The organism is Halomonas sp. DP8Y7-1, from assembly GCF_019801685.1.
Lineage (GTDB): Bacteria > Pseudomonadota > Gammaproteobacteria > Pseudomonadales > Halomonadaceae > Halomonas > Halomonas litopenaei_A.
The window spans coordinates 541414-566090 of the sequence record NZ_JAHVIN010000005.1; the positions used below are offsets into that span (position 1 = coordinate 541414).

Annotated in this window: 18 protein-coding genes; 12 read left to right on the forward strand and 6 right to left on the reverse strand. The window is 58.9% G+C overall.

The window, feature by feature from the left end; all coding sequences use genetic code 11:
- The first annotated feature begins 169 nt into the window (after positions 1–169).
- From KUV41_RS07710 to KUV41_RS07730, 5 genes are all read left to right on the forward strand, one after another.
- Positions 170–1639, forward strand: a complete 1470-nt coding sequence (locus KUV41_RS07710; protein WP_222485403.1) for a DUF1254 domain-containing protein — start codon at positions 170–172, stop codon at positions 1637–1639.
- Positions 1640–1667: 28 nt separating this feature from the next.
- Complete coding sequence (locus tag KUV41_RS07715; protein WP_222485405.1) at positions 1668–2738, forward strand: DUF1214 domain-containing protein; 1071 nt, start codon at positions 1668–1670, stop codon at positions 2736–2738.
- A 93-nt stretch (positions 2739–2831) separates the two neighbouring features.
- The gene (locus KUV41_RS07720; protein ID WP_222485407.1) at positions 2832–3602 is read left to right on the forward strand and encodes a hypothetical protein; all 771 of its coding nucleotides are present in this window, start codon (positions 2832–2834) and stop codon (positions 3600–3602) included.
- Positions 3603–4332: 730 nt separating this feature from the next.
- Positions 4333–6558: a PAS domain-containing hybrid sensor histidine kinase/response regulator gene (locus KUV41_RS07725; protein WP_222485409.1), complete on the forward strand. Its 2226-nt coding sequence runs from the start codon at positions 4333–4335 to the stop codon at positions 6556–6558.
- Positions 6559–6605: 47 nt separating this feature from the next.
- Positions 6606–8681, forward strand: a complete 2076-nt coding sequence (locus tag KUV41_RS07730) for a PAS domain-containing hybrid sensor histidine kinase/response regulator (RefSeq protein WP_222485411.1) — start codon at positions 6606–6608, stop codon at positions 8679–8681.
- A gap of 3 nt (positions 8682–8684) precedes the next feature.
- On the opposite strand, the gene KUV41_RS07735 is transcribed toward KUV41_RS07730, so the two are convergent.
- A complete protein-coding gene (locus tag KUV41_RS07735; RefSeq protein ID WP_222485413.1) occupies positions 8685–10124 on the reverse strand; it encodes a WecB/TagA/CpsF family glycosyltransferase in 1440 nt (479 codons plus the stop codon).
- A gap of 291 nt (positions 10125–10415) precedes the next feature.
- Between KUV41_RS07735 and KUV41_RS07740 the strand changes: the two genes are divergently transcribed.
- From KUV41_RS07740 to KUV41_RS07755, 4 genes are all read left to right on the forward strand, one after another.
- On the forward strand, positions 10416–11699 hold the full coding sequence (locus KUV41_RS07740; RefSeq protein ID WP_222485415.1) for an oligosaccharide flippase family protein: 1284 nt from the start codon (positions 10416–10418) through the stop codon (positions 11697–11699).
- Positions 11700–11716: 17 nt separating this feature from the next.
- Entirely contained in the window at positions 11717–12625 is a 909-nt protein-coding gene (locus KUV41_RS07745; RefSeq protein WP_222485417.1) for a glycosyltransferase family 2 protein, read from the forward strand.
- Between the two features lie 217 nt (positions 12626–12842).
- A complete protein-coding gene (locus KUV41_RS07750; RefSeq protein ID WP_222485419.1) occupies positions 12843–13835 on the forward strand; it encodes a glycosyltransferase in 993 nt (330 codons plus the stop codon).
- A complete protein-coding gene (locus tag KUV41_RS07755; protein ID WP_222485421.1) occupies positions 13832–14827 on the forward strand; it encodes a glycosyltransferase family 4 protein in 996 nt (331 codons plus the stop codon). Before KUV41_RS07750 ends, KUV41_RS07755 begins: the two co-directional genes overlap by 4 nt.
- Positions 14828–14834: 7 nt before the next feature.
- On the opposite strand, the gene KUV41_RS07760 is transcribed toward KUV41_RS07755, so the two are convergent.
- Genes KUV41_RS07760 through KUV41_RS07770 form a run of 3 tightly spaced genes read right to left on the reverse strand, consistent with a single transcriptional unit; the run spans position 14835 to position 18717 of the window.
- Complete coding sequence (locus KUV41_RS07760) at positions 14835–16076, reverse strand: O-antigen ligase domain-containing protein (protein ID WP_261395953.1); 1242 nt, start codon at positions 16074–16076, stop codon at positions 14835–14837.
- A gap of 26 nt (positions 16077–16102) precedes the next feature.
- Entirely contained in the window at positions 16103–17509 is a 1407-nt protein-coding gene (locus tag KUV41_RS07765; RefSeq protein ID WP_222485425.1) for a hypothetical protein, read from the reverse strand.
- The gene (locus KUV41_RS07770; protein ID WP_222483603.1) at positions 17506–18717 is read right to left on the reverse strand and encodes a polysaccharide biosynthesis/export family protein; all 1212 of its coding nucleotides are present in this window, start codon (positions 18715–18717) and stop codon (positions 17506–17508) included. Before KUV41_RS07770 ends, KUV41_RS07765 begins: the two co-directional genes overlap by 4 nt.
- A 414-nt stretch (positions 18718–19131) precedes the next feature.
- Between KUV41_RS07770 and KUV41_RS07775 the strand changes: the two genes are divergently transcribed.
- From KUV41_RS07775 to galE, 3 genes are read left to right on the forward strand one after another with little or no spacing between them, the layout of a single operon-like run.
- Positions 19132–19683 (forward strand): heme NO-binding domain-containing protein, encoded by a 552-nt coding sequence (locus KUV41_RS07775; protein ID WP_222483604.1) that lies wholly within the window; start codon positions 19132–19134, stop codon positions 19681–19683.
- Entirely contained in the window at positions 19680–21125 is a 1446-nt protein-coding gene (locus KUV41_RS07780) for a sigma-54-dependent transcriptional regulator (RefSeq protein ID WP_222485427.1), read from the forward strand. The genes KUV41_RS07775 and KUV41_RS07780 overlap by 4 nt, the downstream gene beginning before the upstream one ends.
- Before the next feature lie 45 nt (positions 21126–21170).
- Complete coding sequence (gene galE, locus KUV41_RS07785) at positions 21171–22178, forward strand: UDP-glucose 4-epimerase GalE (protein WP_222483605.1); 1008 nt, start codon at positions 21171–21173, stop codon at positions 22176–22178.
- Positions 22179–22449: 271 nt separating this feature from the next.
- Here the strand turns inward: galE and KUV41_RS07790 are convergent, their stop codons facing one another.
- A complete protein-coding gene (locus KUV41_RS07790; protein WP_222485429.1) occupies positions 22450–23319 on the reverse strand; it encodes a DUF4437 domain-containing protein in 870 nt (289 codons plus the stop codon).
- Between the two features lie 364 nt (positions 23320–23683).
- The gene (locus KUV41_RS07795) at positions 23684–24595 is read right to left on the reverse strand and encodes a LysR family transcriptional regulator (RefSeq protein WP_222485432.1); all 912 of its coding nucleotides are present in this window, start codon (positions 24593–24595) and stop codon (positions 23684–23686) included.
- Positions 24596–24677 lie beyond the last annotated feature (82 nt).

The window sequence follows — 24677 nt, forward strand, 5'->3', positions numbered from 1 at the left end:
TAAAGTTCGAATCGCCTGGTTCTTATCCTTACATTCCTCTCCATGAACTGGCTGGTCTAGGACAAGATCAGAACTCTCGACTACGCTGTTTTAGCAATCGCTATTCATAAGCTTTTCGTGCCTATAGGTTCGGAGTGCCACTAGTCTTGCTAAAGCAGCGAAGGGAAAAATGTCTTGGACGTTGAAGCTACTGCTCGGTTCTACTCTCATGACGATGGCTATTTCACCCGCCACCGCTCAAGAAATGGGGCAAGTACCAGCGCCCCAAACTTCTGCAGATGTCCCAATACCAGTGAATGGAGCGCCGCTTAGCCCTGAGTACGCCGCAGCAATAGGGCGGACCGCTTATCTATGGGCCTGGCCTCTTGTCAACATGCATAACCGGCAGGCGTTGTTCGCAACGGCTCCTCATCCTGGACTTTTAGGAGGCGTGTTACCGGTCGCCCCTTTGAACCAGGTGAGCATGCTGTCCGACTACCTTCGTCCGGAACAACGCTTTGTCACCTCGCCAAATCAGGATGTGGTGTATGGAGCGGGCTTCCTTGCTCTCGATGAGGATGCCGTGGTCGTGCAAGTACCGGACTTTGGAGACCGGTTCTGGGTCTATCAGGTTGTGGACCAGCGATCTGACTCGTTTGCAGAGTTGGGTCTCCAGTATGGCACCGAGGCGGGGCACTATCTGCTGGTGGGGCCAGAGTGGGATGGGGAGATACCTGAGGGGATCAACGCGGTCTATCGGTCACAAACCAACCTAGGCGCTGTCTTCCCTCGTATCTTCATGGATGATACTGAGGAAGACCGTCAAGCCATCCAGCCCCTGATTGATCAAGTGATGGCCTATCCGTTGTCTCAATATACCGGTGAGCAGCAGACGACGGACTGGTCTGAGTCTCCCACGATCCCGAACCCGAATGAGGGCGGTGACGGAGAGACACAATGGGTAGACCCAACATCGTTTTTCGAGGTCTTGCCAGAAGTGCTGGCCGAGACACCACCCCTACCTGGTGAAGAGGCTATCTACGCAGCAGTGAATCAATTGCTCGATGCTGCGGCAAGAGACCAAGACGTAATGCTGGCGTTGACTCAGGCCGCTGAAGAGACCGAGGCGAGTCTCATCGACCATCTTTTTGAATTTCGAAATAATGGTGTTGACGCTGGTAATGGATGGCGAACCCAGTTGAATGCGGCCCGTTTTGGTTACGACTACTTCCAGCGTACTGCCACCGCCAAAGGCAACATGTTCTCTAATGTACCGAGTGAGACGATGTACTTCGGGGCGGATTTCGACAGTTCCGGCGAGCGACTTGATGGCACCCATGAATATACCGTTACGTTTCAGGGCGACGAACTGCCTCCCGTTGACGGTTTTTGGTCGTTGACGCTCTATAATGAGCAACATTTTTTCTATCCAAATGAGCTGAATCGTTATTCACTAGGGACAAAAAACCAATCGCTGGTGATGGGAGATGACGGCAGTCTGACGATTTATGTGCAGTCCGAGAACCCAGGACCACAGCGTGAGGCAAATTGGCTGCCTTCTCCAGATAAGGAATTTTCATTGTATATACGCGCCTATTGGCCCGAGGACGCTATCGTAAATGGTGACTGGGTTCCGCCTTCAATAGAAAGAAACGATTAGGGAAGATATAAAAGGGAGTTTTCTGAACATGAAGAATTGCTGCTTGATACTGTTGTCATCCTCGGTGCTCGTGCTAAGTTCTTCTGCCGTGGCTGATATTGCCGAGGGATTTGACGTTACGACACCGTCGAACTTTGGTGTTTCTGACTATGTTTATAAAATTTCAGAGAGTGACTTTAACTTTAAGCGAAGCCTAGCAAAAGCACCGATAAACGAATGGGCCTATCAAAGTGATCTTAGTCGAGTAGATACCCAGCAAGTGATTCGTGAAAACCAGGACGGTATCTACGCCAGCGCTGTAGTGGATATCAGTGAAGGCGCGACGTTTAGCGTCCCGGACGGGAGTCACTACCAAATTATTCAAGTGATCGACATGCAAAATTATGTCGCTGGAGTGGCGTATGCAGGAGATAGCATCACGATCACGCCAGACGATGTCACTTATGGCGAGCACGTGTATCTGAATATGCGCGTTCCCATTCTGAGTGATGAAGAAGGGGGGATAGAAGAAACTTTGCGCTTACAGAAACTGGCTACTATCGAAGCCAACTCCGCGCAAGCATATGAGTCGCCTGAGTTTGTTCTTCCTCTGGAAAAAACTGAGGAAATACGAGCAGCGTTGATCCAAGATGTAAAAGATGGTGCGCTAACTCATACTAAGTCCGTTAATGGCACGCCGTACACCTCACGCCCACAAGACCACTTGTATGGAACCGCCTATGGATGGGGCGGGTTAGGTTTACCTGACGCAGCATACTGGCCCTTCACGAACAAGAGCGAGATTATCGATGGAGAAATACAGCCATCGAAAGCCACTTTCACTCCTCCAGACATCCAGGAAGAACGTGGTGGCTTCTGGTCTGTGACGATATACGATGAGGAGGGCTGGCTGGCGAAAGACATCTCTGCGATATCCAACACCCAGGCTGAGCCGAATGAAGACGGAACCTACACGATTAACTTCAATCGTCCTGGCGCGAAGAACAACCTGGAGACATCGACTCCCTTTTCGGCCTTGTTTCGCTTCTACCTTCCAGACTCAAGAGCGTCTGCTGTTGAATATATCGACGAACATGCAGGTGAGCTAGTCATAGAGTAAGGGGTGGCTATCAGTTGACAGCACTTTTTTAAAGCGTTGAGGTGTCTGTAGGGATGCCTCTCGTTTTCCACCGATGTTGACGAGAGGATATGTATGTATAAGGTTGCGAGTGTTATCACAATGGTCTGTCTGTTGATTTCGTCCGAAGCATACTCCCAAACCGGCGAACAAGACCTCTCGCAAGCGGCTAGTGATCCTACCGCATCGCTTTCTGCCTATCTTTTACAGAATTTTTATACAGCTAGTTACCATGGGGCAGGAGGTGTTGATGGAAATAAGGTTCAGTTCCGAATAGCCAAGCCATACACATTGGGCGATACGTCTAATATCTTTAGGCTGACGTTGCCTTATGTCACTGATAATCCTGCAAATGAGACGGGTCTTCTAGACGCTACCGTTTTTAATTTAACGACGTTCAATCGGCATTGGGGGCGCTTTGGTGTAGGAGCTGTCGCTCTTCTGCCTACCGGAAGTGATGAACTCACGACAGACCGTTGGGCACTGGGGCCTGCAGTCGGTTTTGTCGCCCAATCTCACTGGGGCATATGGGGTCTGTTTAATCAGAACTTGGTAGATATAGATGGTGATGCCTCTCGTGACTCGATAAATTTATCAGTCGTCCAGCCCATAGTGAATGTCTCACTTGTCGATAACTGGTCGGTGGGTACTTCCGATATGTCGGTGACCTACGATTGGGATAGCGGTAAGTTTGTTAGCCTTCCGCTTGGCGTTCAAGTGAACAAGCTAATACATGTGGGGGGAGCCCCCGTTCAGCTTGGGCTTAGCTACGAATACAATTTTTATGATGAAGGCATCAGCCCAGAATCGGTTATAGGATTGACAGGTAAATTACTGGTTCCATGATGTCGTCATCTCGCCTGTCTGGCTGGGTTTGGTCATTGAGACCCCCACAACTCACGCTTGCTCGCTGGATAGTCGTCCAGAGGGCATAGTCCTGTGGATGCGGTATCCTGATTTTTGATTTTTTTAGAGTGCCTGAAACGAAACAACGTGTACCACCTCCACCGCTGTGTCTCTATTGTTAGCTTTGCTCAATGATTGTCCATACATAATTGGCGGAACTAAACGCTACGTCCGCTGGGGATGCTGGCTATACACGGAGTCATCGTGGCATCTTGATGGATAGGCGAATAATGAATGCCTTTGTCCTCGTTCAAGTCCTTCTGGCCTCGCCACTCAGATCAGCAACTTGTGATTTTTCCTTAATGTGCGCCAGCGTTCAATCGGGTCGCTTGGGTTCCCCCCATGCAGTGGATGCGTCGACGCTATGAATGGATCCATCAACCAGGTCAAGCTCTCGGTAGGTAGAGCCAGTCGCTGTCTTCTCGCTCCGCGCTGTCGTCGCTGGGAAGGGGGCTCGCAGAGGGAGCGCCGTGGCGTTCCTGGCCAGCGCTGCTCTGAAGGTGCCGAAGTGCGGCAGCACCACTTTTCTTTGACGTAGGCTAAACGAGAGCACATGACTAATGTCCGTGCAGCCATGTGCGCAAAATGCCGTTAACATGATTGTTAGTGCACAGGATGTGAGATTGGTAGCTCGTGGCAGTATCGCCGTACTGCGGTAGGGGAGAAGATCATGCACTTCGGGGAAGCCGGTAGAGCCGACGATATGCTGTGTCGAGTGACACACCAGCCTCTGCTGCTGCTTGATGGTAAAGGGCGGGTCTGTCGTGGCAGTGAGGGCGCGTGGAGGCTATTCGGCGTCTGCGAGTCGGACGTTATCGGACGGCAGTTCAGTGAAATCCTGCCGCGTAGCGAGCCCGTTTCCCAGCCTGACGGCGATGCATTGCTGGAAGAGGCCAGGCTCAGCCTCAAGGCCGTGAGCGATTACCGCTCTCGACGCCACAGTGATGGCCGGTTGCTTTGGCTGGACATGCACATCGAATTCCTGTCCGCAGAAGATGGTGTCTCCACTGGTTTCGTGGTCACCATGACGGATGTCAGTGAGCATCACCTCGCCGAGGAGCAGCTTCACGACAGCTTGCGTATGCTCCACGATGCCGAGCAGGCGGCAGGATTGGGTCATTGGCGACTGGACCTCTTGTCCGAGGCGATTACTTGGTCTCCGGGGGTCTACCATATTCACGGTTTTGATCCAGATCAGCAGGTCGAGCTGGAGGAGGCGCTCGATTCCTATATTGCCGAGGACAGGCCTCATATCGAGCAGCTGATCGCAGATGCCATCGCGAGACGCCAAGGGTTTGCCTTTCGCGCTACCCTGCGCCGACCAGATAACACCCTGCGTATGGTCGACGTGAAGGGCAGCGTCGAAGCTGACGACGAGGGGCGCGCCCTTGCTCTATTCGGGGTTATCCATGATCGTACCGCCGAAAATCTGGCCACTCGTCGGCTGATCGATGCGCGTGATGAAGCGGCCAGGGCGGCGGAGGCCAATATGATGCTGCTGGCCACCATGAGTCATGAGATCCGTACTCCTCTGAGTGGCATCATCGGCATGATTGACGCCCAGCTGTCGGATGATGGCAATGAGGACCGGGAAGTGTCGCTGCGTGCCATGCAAGCTGCTTCGCGCAGCCTGATGGTCTCACTCAACGATGTGCTCGATCACGCTAGGATGACGAGTGGTCGATTCGAACTCGATAGCACGGTGTTCGATATGGCCGAGGTGCTGCACGCCACAGCCGATCTGTTCCAGGCCAGCGCCAAAGATAAGCAGCTGTTGCTGGAGCGTGAGGTTCACGGCGCTCTGGGTGTCATCGGTGATCCCGCAAGGCTGCAGCAGATCGTCTCGAACTTTCTCAGTAATGCGATCAAGTTCACCTCAAGTGGTTCAGTCCGGCTGTCGCTCAAGGAGGAGGCCGATGACCGATTGCTGATTGAGGTGAGTGACACAGGGATAGGCATTGCTCCCTCGGTTCAAGAGACTCTGTTTACTCCGTTTCAGCAGGCCGATCGTTCCATCTCGGGTCGCTTTGGGGGTACTGGATTAGGCTTGTCTATCTGCCGCCTGCTGGCTGAAGCCATGGGCGGTACGGTGGGAGTGGAGAGCCAGGTAGGGGTTGGCAGTCGCTTCTGGTTGCGCGTAACACTGGAAAGGACAGATCTGCCCCTGGTCGCACAACCCGATCTGTCACGTGCGGAGGTGCTGCCACGCGTCGCGGGACGATCCCCGCATGTGCTGGTGGTGGATGACACTCAGACCAACCGTCTGGTGGCTGAAGGGTGCTTGAGGGCCATCGGCGCAACCACTGAGGAGGCGAGCAATGGTCTCGAGGCTCTTCAGAAGTTGTGTGCGACGACCTTCGATGCGGTGTTGATGGATAGCGCCATGCCGCTCGTTGACGGTGGCACCTGTCTTCGGCTGATGCGCCGACTGCCACATCCCTTCGCGCATGTACCGGTGTTGGGGTATAGCGCCGGATGTGAAGAAGGAGAGGTTGGTGTTCTCCCGGCAGTCGACGGGGTACTGGGCAAGCCACTCGAGCGCGAGCGCCTGCTGAATCTGCTGGCTCCGTTGCTCGAGTGTTGGGCGGGGGATCACGGCGTTGCTGATGTAAGGCTTACGTTTGATGCGGCGGCGGCCTTCAGCCGGTGTCTGGACGCGCTGGGCCAAGCGTTGGTCGAGGAAGACAGAGAACAGTCGCAGCAAGCCCTCGCAGAGCTGGCTCAGCTGTCGCAGTCGTCTCAACAAGTGGCGCTGCAGCAGTGGGTAGCGTTCATTGAACACTGCCTGCAAGAGCTCGATGCTCCTCTGGTGCAGGTGTTGATGCCTTCCATCGAGCAGCTTCTGGTGCGCCTTCAAGAGGCAAATCGCGGCTTGAGTGGAGAGGTTAGCGCATGACCGGTTGCCCTTCAGACGCTGAGACAATCAGACGACTTGAGCGCCGTTTGCGGCGCTCTGAGGCGGCGCGGGAAGAGGCCGAGGCAATACTCGAACGTCGCAGCCGCGAGCTTCTCCAGGCCAACGAGCAGCTGATGCTGCGCGAAAGCGAGCTGCAGCGTCGCCTGGATCGAGATAGCCAGTTCCTGCTGCGCGCACAGCGTACGGCTCGCATTGCCAGCTTTCACCGAGATCGTGGCCGTCGCCTCGCGACCTCGCCAGAATTTCACCACCTGCTGGGGCTAGCTCCCGGGATCAAGCCCGACGAGCAGACGCTTATCAGCCATATTCATCCTCTGGATCGCGACCGGGTTAGACGTCAGGAAGCCGAATTTCATGGGTCGGCCGAACCTGGCATTGAGCATGGATATGAATTTCGCATCCTGCGCCATGGAGAGACGCGCTGGATGCGTTGGAACATCATTCGTGAAGATGATGAACATGGGCGCTTCAAGTCACTGCTTGGCACGGTGCAGGACATTACCGAGCAGCGCGCATCGGATCGACGGGCTCGCGCCTTGGCGCTGATTGCTGACCGTCGGGTTCGTCAGCTGGTGCGCCTGAGCAAAGAGCTTCAGGCAAGTCGGCAGGCCGTGGAGGAGGCGTTCTACGCCAAGGCCGACTTCCTGGCGGCTATGAGTCACGATATCCGTACGCCGCTCAACGGGCTTTTAGGCATGATCGATCTGCTGTCGTTGGGCGAGCTGAACGAGGCTCAGGCCGAGCGCCTTGGCATGGCCCGAGAGGCCGCTCATCAGCTGCAACGTCATATCGAGCAGATCGTCGACATGGCTCACGCGGATGACGGTGGGCCCGTGGCATCGGCCCAGCCGGTCGAGCTGCGGCGTTATTTCGACACGCTCCTCCAGTTCTGGCGCTACGGTCATGAGCGTATTGGTCGGCGCCTGCGGCTTGAGCTTGATGGGTCGGTTCCGGAAGTGCTGACGACCGACCCGACCCGCCTGCGCCAACTGATGGACGCTTTTATCGAGCGACTCGGTGAGGGTGAGGCACCAATCAGCCTGCGCGTCACGGTCCAAGGCGACTGCCTCTGCATCGACATCGTCAGCACCGCTACAGGGCAGGTGCTACGCGAACGCAGGGATCGCCGCCGAGCGCTGCTCCAGCGCTGGGCTGCCGCTATCGAGGCAGACATCACGCCCTGCCAGGCTGAGGGTGTGTCAGGGTTCACGCTGCGTCTTCCTCTACGCCAGGAGGTATCTGACGCCCACTACTGTGTGCCAGCGGCTGAGCAGCAACTTCCTGACAGGGTGTTCAATGAGGAGAACAGACCGCGCTTACTGGTAGTGGATGACATCGAGACAAACCGGGTCGTGCTGTGCCAGATGTTGGAGGTGATTGGCTGTGACAGTGATATCGCGTGTGATGGCCGCGAAGCCGTTGACAAGGCGCTCAGCGAGCGCTTCGATGGCGTGCTGATGGATATCCTGATGCCGCGGATGTCGGGTCTCGAGGCTGTTGCCGAACTGAGGCGGCAGCCGGCAGTTGCCGCCTTGCCCGTCGTCGCGATCACCGCACACACCAATCGAGAAGAGCTCGGCGAACTGACGCGCCAGGGATTTTCCGCGGCCCTGGCCAAGCCGGTGAATCGCCAGCAGCTGGCCGCGATTCTGCTGGAGTTGCTGGACGGCGAGCGCAGGCGAGCCGAAGAACACTCCCCGGCTGTCACTGGCTCCTCAGTGACCAGCCTATCGCCGCCTGGCGTCGAAGCCATGCCATCCTCAGCCCCGGCCGTGAACGAGGAACATTTTCGGGCGATCTTCGCGTCACTTTCCCCGGCGCGGCGGCAGATGTTACTTCAGGCGGCGGTCGACGATATTGAGCGCCTCGTGGCGGAGGTGGTGTCGGCTCATCGTCGTGGCGAGCGAGAGCCGCTTCAGCGCGCGGCCCATAGCCTCAAGGGGGTCGCTGGAAATTTCGGCGCTTTCCCTTTGATGGCAACGGTCAACGCGCTTCGCCATGCTGAGGATGAGCGGACCGACGACTTGTTGAAGACCCTCCAGCAGCAGAGCACGGACGCTGTCACCAGCGCCCGCGAACTGTTTCAGTCCCTGTCGACGTAAGCGTCAGTAGGCGCCGCGACTCGTCAATACCGCCGGAATCGTGCGCAGCATCAGCGCCAGATCGTGAAAGAGAGATTTTCGGCCCAGATACTCGATGTCCATGGTCACTTGGCGTTCGAAGGGGATGTCGGCGCGTCCCGATACCTGCCACGTGCAAGTGATGCCCGGCTTGCCCGCCAGACGCTGCCAGCTACTGCCAGCATACGTCACTACCTCGTCGGGCAGTGCGGGGCGGGGGCCGACGAGAGACATGTCGCCGCGCAGTACGTTGACCAGTTGCGGCAGTTCATCCAGCGACGTCTTGCGCAGCCATGCGCCGATTCGCGTGATACGTGGGTCGCGTTTCATCTTGAAACATACGCCATCTCGCTCGCTCTTGGTCAGTAACTCAGCACGGCGGGCCTCGGCGTCCAGCACCATGGACCGGAATTTTAGCATCGTGAACGGTTTGCCTTGGGCGCCGATGCGCTGTTGCGTAAACAGAGCCGGGCCACCATCTTCGCCACGGATAGCCATAGCGATCAGGGCCAATAGGGGCGAGAGCAGTAGCAGGGCGCTGCCGGAGATAGCGATGTCCAGCACGCGCTTGCCGGCAGCATGGGCGACGTGGGTAGGACGGTGCGCCGCGAGTCCTTGGCTGATGGCGTGGGCTATGAAGGCGACGTTGCCGAGGAGGTAGCGCCTTGCGAGTCGTCGCGGCTCTTGTGCCAGCCGCCAGGTCCACTCGCAGCCCAGGCGGCGAAACAGGGCGGGAGCGCGAGAGACGTTGCCCGCGAAGTAGTCGAACAGACCACCGACGCCTAGCGCCACGGGAACAGCGAGGGTCGCGCGATGCTTGGCGATCCACTGCTCTTGAAGAGGCACACCGAAGCCGACGAACAGCAAGGCGGGTCGGGCTGAGTTGATCTGGTCTAGGACGCGCGAGGTCTCTGAGGCGCCGAAGTACCCGTGCTGGGTGCCTGCGATGATCAACCCGGGATGGCGCCGCTGCATTTCCTCGGCAGCGCGGCGGGCGGTTCCGGGACGGCCTCCCAGGAGGTAGATGGGAAGCCCGTGTTTTGCAGCCTGTTCGCACAGCAGCGGGAAGAGGTCCGTGCCATTGAGATTATCGCCGAGGGTGGCACCTGTCAGCCGGGAAGCCATGCGTATACCCGCCCCATCGGGGAGCAACAGATCGGACTGCTGCAGGTGAGCGCGGTACTGGGCGTCGGCTCGGGCGACGTTGACACAGTGGGCGTTGACGAAGTTGACGATGGCGCGACTCGGTTGGGTGGCGAGCGCGATGATGCGAGACACCACCTGAGCGCGAGTAGCGTTCACCAATGGCAGCCCGAAGAGAGTAGTAGTGGCAAGGGCCTCCGGTGTGGGGCAGGCAAAGTCATCAACTCCAGTGTGAGCCGTACGGATATCGAGATGGCGGATGGTGTCGGTCAGAAGGCTCATGATGGGCTCCAGCGCGTCGTGGTGTGGAATGCCTAATCCATGTCAAGAACCGTGCCAATTTTTTTATCCCCTTATTATCAGATATTTATAATTTTTCTTGTGTTCTCGATTGAAGGGTTTTTGCAATTTGCAACAAAGAATGCGATGTCACGTCGCAATACGCGACCTTCGCAGAGATGCCATCCGGCAAGTTGCTGTGGTTTTTTATTAACGTATTGATTAAAGAGAAAAAGGAGAGGTTGGCCCGAAAATTGATAGGTAGGTTAGGCCCCTGACTCCCTGGAGAGAACCATGAACCTTGCTCACCTGATATCTCGCTGGCGCCGTGCCGATGTAGGGCAGCTGTTGAGAGGACTCGCCGCTTTCGGCGGCGCCGAGGTGGCAACGCGGCTTATCCGTATCCTCAGCGTTGTGGTCATCGCGCGGCAGGTATCGCCAACCATCATGGGCGTAGCGGCTTTGGCGCTTAGTCTGTTCGAGGTGGTGCGGGTGCTGGCCAACGCCGGTATTGGTCAGCGCATCATCGCTGAGTCCGAAGACCAACTGGCGGCGACCTGTAACACCGCCCATCGCCTCTTCTGGTTCTGGTGTTGTGGGGTGAGCCTTATTCAGCTGGCATTGGCGGCCTTACTACACTTCCTCGGTATGGGAGAGATTGCCGCGATGCTGGCCGTGCTCTCCGGGGTCTATCTTTTCATGCCAGCCGGACTGGTCCAGGTGTTCCTGCTGATGCGGGGCGGCTGCTTTGGCATCATCGCGCGGATCACCGCCACTCAAGCCATCGCCGATCAGCTGCTGACGCTAATCTTTGTGCTGCTGTGGCCCAGCGCCTGGGCCATTGTCCTGCCGAAGCTCGTCACTGCTCCACTGTGGCTGCTGCTGGTGCGCAGGGCCAAGGCCTGGCGACCTGCGCCGGTGGCGGGGTTGACGCCGTGGCAATCGTTTCTCGGTTTCGCCGCTGGCGTGCTCATTTCCGAGCTAGTGAATGTTGCTCGCACGCAGCTGGACAAGCTGCTGGTCGGAGCCCTGTTCGGTGTGCAGGCGCTGGGTATCTACTACTTTGCATTTAACGCTGGGCTTGGCATAACCACATCCTTTATCACGGCCCTGGGGCAAGTGCTGTTCCCCTACATCAGCGCGGCAACGTCCGCCTCGAGCCGCGCCTGCCGATGCCGCCAGGGACTTTGGCTTGGGCTGGGGGCTTTCCTTCCCGTGCTGGTGCTACAGGTAGGCCTTGCGCCCTGGTATGTGCCGCTGGTCTTTGGGGAACAGTGGCGAGGAGCAGCCCCCCTGGTGTCAGTGCTGGCGCTGGGGGCGGTGCCGATGATCTTCGCCGCTGTGGCCAGCGCCTGGCTCCGTGCTCACAACCGTCCCGCTGTCGAGGCGCTGCTTAACAGCATCGCGACGGCTGCGGCGCTGGGAGGGTTGACGCTGTTTGCGGGACTCGGGCTCATGGCTGCGGCGTGGGCCTACGTTGCCGGCTTGGCGCTGGCGCTGATACCCGCATCGATCCATCTCCTTTCGGGTCGTGAGGGCATCGCGACCCTGGCTGATTTCCAGAGGGTATCCGCATGAAAACGCCAAGGTTTTCCGTGATCATTCCTGTTTTTAATGGGGGGGAGGCAATAGAGGCCACCTTGGTCAGCGTAGTGAATCAGAGCGAGACAGACTTTGAGGTGTGGCTAGTCAACGACGGCTCGACAGATGACACCCTCGAAAGACTCACTCGCTGGCAGCGGAGCGACGCGCGGATACAGGTTATCCATCAGCCCAACGGCGGTGTGGCCCGCGCCCGCAATGTCGGTGCCGCGCACGCCCGTGGCGAGTTGATCGCCTTTCTTGATGCGGATGATCTGTGGGCGCCCGATAAGCTTGAGGCGCACGCAGCCTTCCATCAAACGCATAGCGGAGCTGATATCAGCTATGCCCGAATCGCTTTCCTGCATCCGGATGACCACTGCCTGGACGCCGCCCAGACCCATTCGACGATTCCGGCCGGAGCGCTAGCGCTTGAGCAGGCGTTGGGAGAAAACCCGGTCTGCACCACGTCCAATCTGGTCGTCACCCGCGCCTTCTGGAATACGTGCGGGGGCTTTCGCGAGGGCATGCAGCACGCCGAGGATCAGGAATGGATCGCGCGCGCAGTGGCCGGTGGTGCGCGCGCATCGGGACTGGAGCGTGTGCTGGTGGGGTATCGGCTTTCCATAGATGGGCTATCGGCAGATCTTCCTGCCATGTATGCCGGCTGGCAGCAATTGAGCCGCGAGTACGCAGAGAGCTTTGACGTAGCGGGGGCTCGGGCGCTTTACTGCCGCTATCTTGCGCGCCGCGCACTGCGCGCAGGAGGCTCCTCCGCCCAGGCTTTACACTTCGCGCTTGAGGGGCTCAAGAGTTCTCCTGGAGCTTTCCTGAAAGATCGACGGCGGGGCGCTTTGACCGTAATGGGAGCGCTGGTCAGCCCAGTGCTTCCCAGGGCGGCGCGCATGCGTTTGTTCGCCTAGCTCGTGACCTCTTCAGGTCTGGACGCGGACGACCGTTGCACTTTGCAAAGACGTGACTCGGCTGATTGCAGTTTGCATTGCATTGTGCTGAAAACCCAGGCAATTAGCGGTCATGGTCAATCTTAAGATATTGATTTTAATATTAAAGTAAAGTTGGCACAGTTTTTGGAATAAAGAAGGAGAATCTCCCAGTTTTTCCCTTTTCAGGAGCCTTCCCATGAGCCATCCCATCTTCTCCGTAGTGATGCCGGTCTATCAGGTTGAAGCCTTCGTCGGTGAGGCCATCTCTTCCGTACTGGAACAAACCTTTGGTGATTTTGAGCTCATCATTGTCGACGACGGAGGAAGCGATGGCAGCATGGATATCTGCCGCGGTTTCAGCGATGAGCGGATCCGTATCGTCACCCAGAAGAACCGTGGGCTTGCGGGTGCACGCAACACGGGCATCGCTGCCTCCCGTGGTGACTTCATCGCCCTGCTGGACTCAGACGATCGCTGGCATCCCGCCAAGCTCGCGTTGCACTTTATCCATCTCAGAGCCAGTAGCGATGTCGACGTCAGTTACGCTGGCTCGCGATTGATCGATGCGGCGGGATGCTTCCTGGGAGTTGAGCAAAAGCCGCGCCTGACCGCGGTCAAGCCTCACCATGTGTTGATGAGAAATCCTGTGGGCAACGGCTCGGCGGCGGTGATTCGGCGCTCAGCGCTGGAGCGCGTTGCGTTCCCGCATCCCAGCGAGCCTGAGCGTACCTGCTGGTTCGACGAGAGTTTCCGGCAGTCCGAGGATATCGAACTATGGCTGCGGATGAGCGCTGGCGCAGGGTGCACATTCGAGGGTATCGAGGGATGTCTGACCGACTACCGCATTCTTGGTGGAGGTCTGTCGGCCAACATGGTGCGCCAGTTCGAAAGCTGGGAGCGGGCCATCGACAAGGCGCGCGTCTATGCGCCAGCCCTGTTGTCACGTTACGGCCGTCGCGCCAGAGCCTACCAGCTGCGTTATCTGGCACGCCGCGCCGTGCAGCTGGGCGATGGCGGCTTCGCCGTATCGTTGATCGGCCAGGCCTTCGCCGCCAGTCCCTCGATTTTGCTGCGGGAGCCGCGCAAGACGCTGGAAACCACTCTTGGGTCTTTGGCAGCGCGCTGGCTGCCGCGCCGCGCCTTCAAGGCGCTGGCGGCGCGGCGCCTGGGTGCGGGAGCGGTCGCATGAAGCCGCTCAGGGTGATACACCTGCTGGATGATGTCGCCCCAGGTGGGGTCATGCAGGCGCTGGCGATCTACGATCATCCGGGACTCACCGATCTACAGACATCGCGAGTTGTTCAGGTCATGCCTGACCGGCCCTGGGCACCGCGACTTGAGGCTGACGTCATTCTGACCCACTTTCCGCCGCGCTGGCGCGCTCTGCCGTTTCTCGCTGTGCTGCGAGCCCGCAACCCCCAAGCGCGTTTGATCCACGTCGAACACAGCTATACAGGGGCCTGGGAGGCACATTGTGTGCCACATCGTCGGCGCTTTCGAACCATGTTGCGACAGGCCTATCGGCTGTTCGACGATGTGGTAGCGGTCTCCCACGGACAGCGAGAGTGGCTGGAGCAGGCGGTGGGCATCTCGCGTCATCGTCTCAGGGTGATCTCCCCCTGGAGCGATGTACCTGACCTGGCGACCATCGCACCGTCGGATGGGGCTTGTCGTCGGCCTCTGGTGGTAGGAGCTTACGGGCGTTTTGCCGAGCAAAAAGGCTTCGATCGGTTGATCGAAGCCTTTCGCGAGCTTGATCCACAGCGCTACACGCTGCGGTTGGGTGGCTTTGGTCCCCAGGAAGCTGCGCTGAGGGCTGCAGCGGCGGATTTGCCCCACGTTTGCTTTGTCGGCGCAGTATCAGATCGTGCGGCCTTCCTCGCCCAGTGCGACGTCATCGCAGTGCCGTCGCGGTGGGAGGCCTTCGGGCTGGTGGCTACCGAAGCACGCCAGGCCGCGCGGGCCCTGCTGGTGGCTAATGTGGATGGCCTCCCCGAACAGCTTGGCGAGGCGGGAGTGCGGGTAGACTTTTCCTCTCCATACGGGCTAAGGGATAGCCTGGCTGCATTGGATGAAGGGTCCTTGACGGAGCTGGGCAAGAAGGCTCGCGCCTCGGTTGTCGGGCTAACCGAGGCACGTCTAGAGGCATGGCGCCACCTGTTGAGCGGTGATGCTCGATGACACGACGTCAGGACACCGGTGTTGAATCTGCCTGGGCGGTAGCGGCGAGTTGGCGTTTGCGGGAGGCGGCGCGGGCGGCAGTGCCGACCAGCAGCAAGGCCGGCCAGTAGAGGTAACTCAGGATTTCGAGGTTTTCGCCGAAGCTGTAGAGCGTCAACAGTAGTAGCATCGATAGGGCGACACGACCAATGGGGTGAGTCAGCGAGAGTCGCGCCGCCATCCAAAGGCTTGCCAGCAAGGGAAGGAGGAGAGTGAACAGGCCGGTGATGCCCTTGACAAAAAGCAGGCCGAACCAACTGTGGTGGCTGCCAATAGGCATGTACTCGACGAGATGTGGGCCATTTTCCACTACGCCGTGACCGAACCAGGGCGCCTCGTTGCGCCAACGGTCAACCGCGATTCTTCCCAATGCAGCGCGCACCCGACTCGAGTCGGCCCGCGCACCCACGAAACGGGCAATTGCCTGATCCAGCAACATTTGCAGCTGCGGTGCGAACAGCCCCAGGCCAAGCACTGCAGGGGCGGCGGTAAACCAGGTCCAAGGCCTGCGCAGCTGGCTGATGCCGAAGGCCAGCGGCCAGACAATGGCAAGCGCGACCAATGCCAGCCGAGACTGACAGAGCAGCGCCATCATCAACCCTGCTCCGACCCCTGTCATTTTCCATCCCAGATGCTTGTCTTCCATGGCACAGAGAATGTGTACCACCGCGACCATGCCTGCAGCCGGGGCCCAGGGGGCGAAGAACTGCCAGCGCGGCACACCGGTGCCAGGCTCCAGAGTGTAGAGGATCACGGCGAAGTACTCAGGGCCCGAGCCGCCCACGATCTTCAGCGGCGACACGTACAGCAGGCCCGGCAGACCGATGAATGGCGCCACGAAAAATAGCGGGAGCAGAATGAGGGTCTGTAGTCCTAGCCGACACACTGCTCGGTAGATGATCTCTGGGCGGATGGCGAGTACCGCGCCGGCAAAGGGAAACAGGGCGATCAATGCCCAGCCCTTGGCCCAGCCGATGGAAGACTTGATCGTCTTGCCAAGCCCCAGCCCGTTGAGCACATGGCCGATGACCAGGATCAGCAGCATGGCGAGCATGCCAATCAGCCACAGGACGATGGCAGGATGCAACGGCGGGGGACGTTGGTGCTGGGGTAAGGCGGGCCCGAGATAGAGGGTGATAGCGGCCATCAACCCCAGGATCCAGGCCAGAGCGGGCCCGGCGATGTAAAGACCGCCGAGTGCCCAGAGCAACCAGGTGCTCTGGATGGCTACCGAGATCAGCTTTTCGGCAGCATTAGCTGGATAAGGGGTTGGCGAAGCCATAGCAGGAGGAAGCCCATGATGACAAGGATCGAGGCTACCACCGCGCCGGCCACGGCCAGCAGGGTGGATGGCGAGGAGGGAGACCGCGGCAGTGAGGGATACTCGAAGGTTTGCACCAGAGGATAGGAGGCGAAGGGATCTGCCTTGTTGGTGTCCAGGCGCGCCAATGCGGATGAGAAGACGGCCTCGGCAACACGCAGTTCGCGCAGCAGGTCCGTCAGATCTGCGGCCTGTTCGACCAGAGTATCGGTTTCGTTGCTCTGTTGAGAGATCTGCTCCCGGACCTCTGCAAGAGCTGCCTGGGCGCCTGCACCGTTGCCCGCTGTGCGCATTAGCTCGTCGAGCAGCCGCTCGCGGCCGTCGCTCACCGAGAGGTCGGCGAAGCCGAGCAGGATCTCCGCCGACAGCGGAGTCAGGGCCGTTCCACGCTGCACCAGCGACTGGCGCAAGGTTTGGCGCTGGGCACTCAGTTCGGTCAGCGTCAGGTGCTGCTCGCCCAGGGTGGCGCGAGCTTGGGTCCAGTCGGCCAGCACGCTGGCATAGCGTTGCAGCAATGACTGGAACAGCGGATCAGCGCGCAGCAGCTGGGCGCTGCGGGCGTCGTCAAGAGTAATATCGAGCATCTCGCCGAGCCTGTAGGCCTGGGCCTCACTGCGCCTTACTGCTTGGCGAAACTCGCGCTCACTGCCCTGCAGATCGTCGACCACGCTCAGGCGCTGATGGAACTGGTCCAGAGTCGCAAGCCCGGTCGTGCCCTGAAACTCGAGGACCCGGCGTTGAGCCTGCTTGAGTTTCTGCTCCAGCTCATCCAGTCGCGCCAGATCGGCGGCCTCTCGCTTTTCGGCCTCGTCTTGACGCAAGCGCTCTAGTCCGGACAGAAAGGCGAGCCTGAGGGCTTCCAGGCGAGCCTGTGCCTGCTCTGGACTGGCCCCGCGCATTGACACCATGATCAGGTTGGTCTGATCGACCAGCTTCACGGTCGGATCGGGCAGAATCTCATCATCCAGACCGGCCGCACCCTGGCGCAGGATCAGGTCTGCGCCTAACAGACGCTTATAGTTCTGTGTCGGGCTCAGAGAGGGGCTCGAGAAGGCCGAGGTGGTCTGCGACGTTGCCTGGCCGATGGATTCGAGATTGATGGAACCACCCGCACCGGAGCCAGGCAGAACCAGCGTCATGGAGCTTTTGTAGCTGACGGGCGCGAGTATGAGGTAAAGCGCTACCAGACCCCAGATGACCACCAAGCAGGGTAGCAGAGAGCAGGTATAGCGCCGATATCGGCCAGCGGAGGGCAGACCATCCCGCACCAGGTACCAGAAGCGCTGCAGCCGACGAGGCTGTGTCGAGGTATCTACGCTCATTGTGCTAGATCATCAATGAGGATGGCCGTCGCAGCGGAGCCAAGTGCTTCGCCGAACAAGGTGATGGCGTCGCGAGCGTTCATGGCTCGACTGTCGTAGCAGGCAACGGCGTCATTGGGCATAAGGTAAGGGTTGATTCTGTCGCGCTGGGCATTTTCCAGCATCGCCTCGATATCGCGTTGAATCACGACGCTGCGACCGTTCAAGGGGTTCTCGGAAATCAGCACGGCCTGACGATGCGCGTTCATCGCTGAGCCTCCCACACAGTTGGCAGAAGCGAGCCCCTGCAGCAGTCGCGTCCCGTAAGGTAGGCTGCTGGCCTCTTTGCCGATAGCGGAACTGGCATTATTGGCAGCGGGTCGAGATAGGTTTGACAGGTAGACACGTATGCCGGGGGGCGTAAGGGGGCTCGGGCGCACCAGTCGCTCATCGAAGCACTTCGTACTTGGCACGATAACGTTGTCGCCCTGAGAGAGCCGAAAGTCTCCCTGCCGCGTTCCGTCGAGCAGTCCACTGAGGTCAAGTTCGGTCCAGCGCTGGCCTCGCACCACTTGGATACGCGTCAGGTCGGCATCGGGCCGCACGCCACCGGCGGCGCGAATGGCAGCTGCTAAGCTTCGCTCTCTGTTGGCATCGCCGCTGGCGGGGCCTTCACGCTGGCCGACCAGCGTTTCCCTCTCGCGCTCGCCAATGCGCACCGTACCAGCCTGGAAGACAGCGCCGCTGACCGGTACCGAGATGCCGGCGCTTTCTAACAGCGACACGTCGACGACCCTGGGCAGCGGGCGAACCAGTCCCGCCGTTACCAGCCTGTCTCCCAGTGCCGTCTCGACCTGGCGGAGGGCCTTACCTTGGGTGTCCAGTGGTGCGAGGCCTGGAAGCGTAAGCTGGAAGTAGTCATCAATCACGTAAACCTGTGACAGGTGACCGTCATCGCCCACCACTTGAATACGCAGTCTATCCCCGGGACCAAGCTGGTCCCGTTCCTGGCGAAGTTCAGCGGCCGAAACGTAGTTAATTGCCGGCTCTGCCAGGGTAGCGCTGTCGGGCACGCACTGTTGCTGTGACGCCTCAAGCTCCGCCTGCTGAGGCATCCAGCGAGCCTCTGCTTGGTTGTCAGGGGTCGGCGCCGAGGTACAGCCGGTGAGGACAAGACCGAGGATGATCGTGCCGAGGATCGCTCTAGCTTGGCAGACGCTATTGTCCATGAGCTTTCTCCCTCCATTAGAAGAATACTGTAGTAGATTGAATACAAGATTCGGGCCAAGAGTGAAGAAGTTTCTCCTCTTGTGTAGTTATCGACGCAGTGAAAGCGCGGTGGATGGAGAGGGGCGGTGGCATGGTCTGCAGAGTGACAGGAACATGAAGCGCCAAGTGGGTCTGTTCGCTGTGCCATTGCATTTTGCAATAAAGCTCGTTGCAGAATGCATTCTTTTCGTTGCAGTTTGCGATAACTGAAGGCGATATTCCGGCATGGAGGGGTAATATGGCCTGGCATCTTTCTTGCTTAGTTAATGACATGTATCACGTCACCGGAGACAAGCGGGGCGTCGAGTGCCGCAGAGGCGCGGTGTGTACTCCAGTTTTTCCCGGTCGGTTTACCTGTTAAGCGAGCGACTGCCATGAAAGGAATGATCTTTGTCGAGCTGATGAACTTTATGGATGAGAGCTTCGGTCCAGACTTCACCGAGCGCGTCGTAGAGCAGGCCGACTTGCCCAATGAAGCTGCCTTCACAACAGTGGGCAACTATCCAAGCGAATACGCAGGAGCCCTCGTTGGCGCAGCCTCCACCCTCGCTGATGCAGACGCCGCCGGCATCTGTGAGGCGTTTGGACGTTACCTGTTCCAACGCTTCGAGGTGCGCTTCCCGCACCTGCTTAATCGTTACGCCTCTGCTCGGGAATTGCTTGATCACGTTCAAAGCCATATCCATGAGGAGGTAAAGGTCATTTATCCAGGCGCGACGCCTCCATCGGTCACAACCCATGAGTGCGAGGATGGATTTATCGTGGCGTATCGCTCCCACCGCGCCTTCGCACACATCGCCTTCGGCCTGGTTCAGCAGTGTATTGTTTTCTATAGTGAGAACAGTCGCGTGGAGTGGTGTGCTGACAACGTGTTGAATCAGGCTCGCTTCATCATTCGTCCAGGGACAGGCAGCGATGCGATATGAGTGAAGGTACGTATGTGCTGATCATCGAGGATACTGTGTCGCTGGCGCTGACGTTTGCGGGGCAGCTTGAAGCAGCAGGATGCACGGTGGAAATGGCCGACTCAGGGGCCGAGGCACGTCAGCAGCTGACGCGATCGCATCGGCCTTTCGACGTTATTCTGTTGGATCTTAACTTGCCAGATGGGGATGGATTGGAGCTGCTGGAATCGACGCCGCAGATGGCGCGAGACTCCAGTGTTGTTGTAATCACTGCTGATGGTTCCATCAGTCGCGCGATTCAGGCCATGCGCTCAGGCGCCTATGATTTCCTGGTGAAACCGGTGGCACCGGAGCGTCTTACCACAACGGTGGTTCGCGCAGGCCAGCACCGAATGCTTGAGCGTGAAGTTCAGGTGGCTCGGCGGATCAAGAAGCGTGATCGCTTCCAGGGCTTTGTTGGCGGCTCCGATGCCATGCAGGTGGTGTATCGCGCCATTGAAAACGTGGCGAACTCCAAGGCCACGGTATTCGTCACCGGGGAAAGTGGCACCGGCAAGGAAGTAACGGCGGAGGCGATCCATGCCATCAGCCAGCGCAGCAAAGGCCACTTTGTGGCGATCAATTGCGGTGCCATTCCTGAAAACTTGCTTGAGTCAGAGCTCTTCGGCCATGTGAAGGGAGCCTTTACCGGAGCCCTGGACAACCGCGTAGGGGCGGCCAAGGAAGCTGATGGCGGCACGCTGTTTCTCGACGAAATTTGCGAAATGGAGCTGAAGCTTCAGGTCAAGCTATTGCGCTTCCTGCAGACGGGCATGATCCAGCGGGTTGGGAGTAGCCGTCCCGAGGCAGTCAACGTGCGAGTCATTTGTGCCACCAACCGCGACCCCATCGCTGAGGTGCAGGCCGGCCGCTTTCGTGAAGATCTGTTCTATCGGTTATCCGTGTTGCCGATCGAGCTGCCACCCCTGCGCGAGCGTGGCGATGACGTCGTGCTGTTGGCACAGGTGTTTCTTGATCGTTTTGCCGCCGAGGAGGGCAAGACGTTTGATCCTCTGGAGGCTGCCGCCATTCGACGACTCCAGCGCTACGGCTGGCCTGGCAACGTGCGGGAGCTGCAGAACATGATGCGGCGTGCAGTGGTCATGAGTTCTGGGCCGGACCTCTCGCTGGCACCACTGTTGCCTCAGGAAGTCAGCTCTGCTCCTCAGGCCTCCCCCCCTAGTTCGGTTGGGTATGGCGCCGCGCAGGCTGCCGAACCTCCTTCCCCAGGCGCGAAGCCCGTTGACGTCGAGGCCTCCTTCGATGGCATGACTCTGGCCCAGATCGAACGGCTGGTGATCGAGCGGGCGATTTCGCTAAACCACGGTAGCGTGCCCGGCGCTGCACGCGCCTTGGCTGTCAGTCCTTCCACCCTGTATCGCAAGCTTGAACGCTGGTCGAGCGAGGCGACCGTGGATGGTTGAGTGGCGCGGGCAGTAAACCTTCGGCGCAGACGGGGGGAGTGATGCATGACGACGGAGCATAGCAGCAAGGCCAGAGTGCTGGTGGTGGGAGGAGCCGGCTACATCGGCTCGCACATGGTCAAACGGCTGAGGCGTTCGGGGTACGCTGTCACCGTGCTCGACAATCTCTCCAGAGGCCATCGCGATGCCGTGATGGACGCCGAACTGATGGTTGGAGACCTCGGCGACAGTGCGCTCCTCGACCGTCTTCTTGCATCGCAGGCCTTTGATGTTGTGATGCACTTTGCAGCGTTGATCGAGGTTGGTGAGTCTGTGCGCGATCCCGCCGCCTTCTACCACAACAACGTTATGAAGAGCCTAGTACTATTGGATGCCATGGTCAGGCACGACATTTCGCGCCTCGTCTTTTCCTCGACCGCCGCAGTCTATGGTGTGCCCGGAGAGGGAGATCTCGACGAGAGTCGTGACTGCAACCCGATCAACCCCTATGGCAATACCAAGCACCTCGTCGAAAGGGCACTCGAGGATTATCGGCTTGCCTATGGCATGCAGTCCATCTGTCTGCGCTACTTCAATGCTGCCGGCGCGGATCCCGAGGGTGTGTTGGGGGAGAGGCACGATCCGGAGACTCACCTGATTCCTCTGGTACTCCAGGCAGCCTCGGGGAGACGCTCGCAGATCCAGGTATTCGGCGACGACTATCCGACCGCTGACGGGTCCTGCATACGCGATTTTGTGCACGTAGAAGACCTCTGTCGTGCCCATGAGTTGGCCCTGGAGCGTCTGCTTGCGGGAGGGAGCAGTGAGACCTTCAATCTTGGCTGTGGTGTTGGCTACAGCGTATTCGAGCTGATTCGGACCGCAGAGGAGGTCAGTGGTCGCAAGATCGAGACATCGATCTGCCCCAGGCGCCCTGGCGATCCAGCCCGGCTGGTGGCCAGTATCTGCAAGGCCCAGGAAGTGCTCGGCTGGGCACCGACCTATGACTTGCGTGACATCCTGACCCACGCGTGGCGGTTCGAGAACCGCCACTTTCTGGGGCACCCGCCATAATCCCGCTGGACGGAAGAAGAGGAAATAGACACCAGGATGATGCACTAAAGGCCTGGTCGGCAGCGCGATCGTAAGACGTCGTTTTCGATGACGTGGCTTTCTTTTGCCATCCGCCCCGGTGAAAAAGGGGAAGCTCATACCCTTACCGGTGAGCCTTGACGAAGGTGTCACAGCCATAGCCCTGAACACGAACGGTCACCTCGGTCTTGAAACCGGGTGGCCGTTCGCGTTTTCTGCAGCGCTTTATGGTTGCTGGTTCAGCGCTCGGAGATCATTGCTCAACGATGTCGAAATCGCCATTGGTACGCACGTAGAGCAGTGTCTCGCCGTCGGCACTGGTGGCGATGTCATGGGTGATCTCGCCCTGTGAACCGAAGTAGCTGCCGGTCGTCAGGTGCTGGCTGTCGTTCTTGCCTTCGGTCTCGTGGGTCAGGCCGCCCTTGATGACCACGGCGCGGAATTCGTCGGCGTGGCTTGTGATCTCAACCGAGACATCGGCTGGCAGTTTCACCAGACGGCCACTCATCTGTCCGGCGTCCGGGTTGCCCCACAGGAAAGCGGTCTTCGGGCCTTGTATGGCGTCGTCGCTGCCCGGAAGGCTGATCCAGCGAATGTCATTGGCATCCAACCATACCAGGTTGTTTTCGGCGACATTCAGCGGCTCTTCATCGTTGGGGAAGGCCTCGGACTCTGGCTGTACCAGATAGGGCCCTTCATCGATCTCGATGTAGGCCATGTTGACCTCGTCACGGGCCGCGGTGATATGAGACTCCCCCGCCGGCTGGATCCAGAACGAGCCTGCGGGCAGCCACTGCTCGTCGGCGTTCTTGTCATCGTTGTGAACCTCGCCCTGGATGACCACACCACGATAGGTGATGTTGTGGATGTGAGGCGGTGAGGAGAAACCTTCATTGAACTTCACCAGGAAGCCGGAAGCGCCATCCTTGGTGCGGTCACCCCACAGGTCACCTGCGGCCGGGCTCTGGTCACCGCGCAGCGGATTGAGATAGCCCCAGTCGATATCGGATTGCTGGACGACTTCGCTGGTTGGCGTGAGCGAGGACTGGCCATCGGCGTGGGCGGTGATGCTGGTAACGGCGATCGAGAGGCCAAGTAGAGCAAGGGAGAAAGGACGTTTCATGATGGCTGCCTGTCTGTCTGAGCGTTGAAAGGAAAGGCGCATCGCCGATGCGCTGGCAATCGACGCGGTGAATTTTGGAAGGCACAGGCGGCGTGATAAAGCGGCAAAGGGGGGAAACACTATTCGTCAGAACAGGACAATCTGGCGCTGATGCTGGGCGTGGTGCTGTGGATCGACGCTAGGGTGAAGCCACGACATGCGTCGTTTCTTCTACCTAGAGTCGATGAGAATTCCTCGATAGGCCACGGCGGTGCGCCATCAACACCGTCTGGCATTGCGGGTGAAAGCTGGCCTGGGGCAGTTCCCCTACCTGTGGCTATTGGCTATTAGCGATGTGGCGAGATGGGGGAAGCCTTCGTCTCGACTATTGAATTTCCAGCGGATTAAGCGTCAGCGCGTGCTTTCTCACGACTTCCAGCATGGCGGTGGCAGCGGCGGACTGTAACGAGCGCGCCGGTGTGATGATTCCCAGCGTGCGTGGAACGGTGGGGTGGGTCAGTGGGCGCCACTCGAGCCCCTCAGACGAGATTTGTTTAAAGCTGAGGGAGGGTAGGGCGGCGACGCCTTGTCCGGCTGCGACCATGCGTCCTGCTGTGCCGATCTGACTGACTTCGCACATGACGTCCATCTCCGCATCGAGGTGTTGCAACACCTCGTCGATGGCCTGCCGGGTGCTCGAAAGCCGGCTAAGGGCGATGACCGGATAGGCGATCAACTCCTCCCACTTCACCTCGTCCTGGTTCAGCAGGGGATGTCCATGGGGGCAGACCGCAACGAAGTGGTCGTCCACCAGCGATTCGAAATGTATGGCCTCCGCCCCGCTGGGCTTCACCGAAAAGCCGATATCCGCTCGCTGGTCCCTGACGAGTTCATCCACCTGGTTGGCCAGGACATCATGGACGTTGATGGCGATGTTTGGGTACTGCCGCCGGTAGTCCGCCAAGACGGCAGGGAGGAAGCCGGCCGCGAGGGTCGGAAGGGCGGCTAGCGTCACCTTGCCGCGTTCCTTGTTGAAGAGTTCGCCGATATCTCCCAGGGCTTCGTCCCAGTCACTGATCAGGCGCCTTGCGGTAGGCAGAAAATAGCGACCTTCCGGGGTCAGCTGGATCCCCCTGGGCGAGCGGTTGAAGAGCATGCCCCCGACCGACTCCTCAAGCTTGCGGATGGCAATGCTCAAGGCCGGTTGAGAGAGGTGCAGGCGTTCGGAGGCCTCTATGAAACTGCCGTGTTCTGCGACGGCCACAAATGCCTTCAACTGACGGATGGATGGTTGCATAAAAAAAGTAAAAGTCTCGTTCGGTTAAATATATTAGACAAATACCGGCATTCTTTCCAAGGTGTGGAGGTCGCAAGACACT

What these genes read in the sequence shown, in the direction of transcription:
- KUV41_RS07720 (WP_222485407.1), top strand. Translation starts at nt 2,832, where the DNA reads ATGTATAAGGTTGCGAGTGTTATCACAATGGTCTGTCTGTTGATTTCG.
- KUV41_RS07715 (WP_222485405.1), top strand. Translation starts at nt 1,668, where the DNA reads ATGAAGAATTGCTGCTTGATACTGTTGTCATCCTCGGTGCTCGTGCTA.
- galE (WP_222483605.1), top strand. Translation starts at nt 21,171, where the DNA reads ATGACGACGGAGCATAGCAGCAAGGCCAGAGTGCTGGTGGTGGGAGGA.
- KUV41_RS07735 (WP_222485413.1), bottom strand. Translation starts at nt 10,124, where the DNA reads ATGAGCCTTCTGACCGACACCATCCGCCATCTCGATATCCGTACGGCT.
- KUV41_RS07725 (WP_222485409.1), top strand. Translation starts at nt 4,333, where the DNA reads ATGCACTTCGGGGAAGCCGGTAGAGCCGACGATATGCTGTGTCGAGTG.
- KUV41_RS07795 (WP_222485432.1), bottom strand. Translation starts at nt 24,595, where the DNA reads ATGCAACCATCCATCCGTCAGTTGAAGGCATTTGTGGCCGTCGCAGAA.
- KUV41_RS07740 (WP_222485415.1), top strand. Translation starts at nt 10,416, where the DNA reads ATGAACCTTGCTCACCTGATATCTCGCTGGCGCCGTGCCGATGTAGGG.
- KUV41_RS07775 (WP_222483604.1), top strand. Translation starts at nt 19,132, where the DNA reads ATGAAAGGAATGATCTTTGTCGAGCTGATGAACTTTATGGATGAGAGC.
- KUV41_RS07790 (WP_222485429.1), bottom strand. Translation starts at nt 23,319, where the DNA reads ATGAAACGTCCTTTCTCCCTTGCTCTACTTGGCCTCTCGATCGCCGTT.
- KUV41_RS07755 (WP_222485421.1), top strand. Translation starts at nt 13,832, where the DNA reads ATGAAGCCGCTCAGGGTGATACACCTGCTGGATGATGTCGCCCCAGGT.
- KUV41_RS07710 (WP_222485403.1), top strand. Translation starts at nt 170, where the DNA reads ATGTCTTGGACGTTGAAGCTACTGCTCGGTTCTACTCTCATGACGATG.
- KUV41_RS07770 (WP_222483603.1), bottom strand. Translation starts at nt 18,717, where the DNA reads ATGGACAATAGCGTCTGCCAAGCTAGAGCGATCCTCGGCACGATCATC.
- KUV41_RS07765 (WP_222485425.1), bottom strand. Translation starts at nt 17,509, where the DNA reads ATGAGCGTAGATACCTCGACACAGCCTCGTCGGCTGCAGCGCTTCTGG.
- KUV41_RS07780 (WP_222485427.1), top strand. Translation starts at nt 19,680, where the DNA reads ATGAGTGAAGGTACGTATGTGCTGATCATCGAGGATACTGTGTCGCTG.
- KUV41_RS07750 (WP_222485419.1), top strand. Translation starts at nt 12,843, where the DNA reads ATGAGCCATCCCATCTTCTCCGTAGTGATGCCGGTCTATCAGGTTGAA.